Here is a 258-nt window from a genome sequence, read left to right as displayed (position 1 = left end):
GAGGTGACGCCTTCCTGGAGGTCGCCGTCGGAGGCAATGACCCAGATGGTGTGGTCACCTGGCCCGCAACGGCTTCACCGTTGCCCTCCACAACCGCTCCGTCGAAAAGACCGACGCCCTGCTGGCCAAGCACCGCACGGACGGCGACTTCATCCGCACGGAAACCCTCCAGGAACTCGTTGACTCCCTCGAGAAGCCCCGCCGCGTCCTGATCATGGTGAAGGCCGGCAAGCCGGTTGACGCCGTCATCGACCAGCT

The 258-nt window shown here is 65.1% G+C and carries 1 protein-coding gene; it reads left to right on the top strand.

The annotated features are described in order from the left end of the window. Nucleotides 1-58: 58 nt before the first annotated feature. On the top strand, nt 59-258 hold a 200-nt coding region (locus tag NFJ07_RS25895; protein WP_269998958.1), incomplete at its 3' end, for an NAD(P)-binding domain-containing protein.

It is taken from the genome of Arthrobacter sp. B2a2-09, assembly GCF_027587375.1.
Classification (GTDB): Bacteria; Actinomycetota; Actinomycetes; order Actinomycetales; family Micrococcaceae; genus Arthrobacter.
Note: the sequence above shows the minus strand (reverse complement) of the source record. Positions and strands in the feature narration are given on the sequence as shown.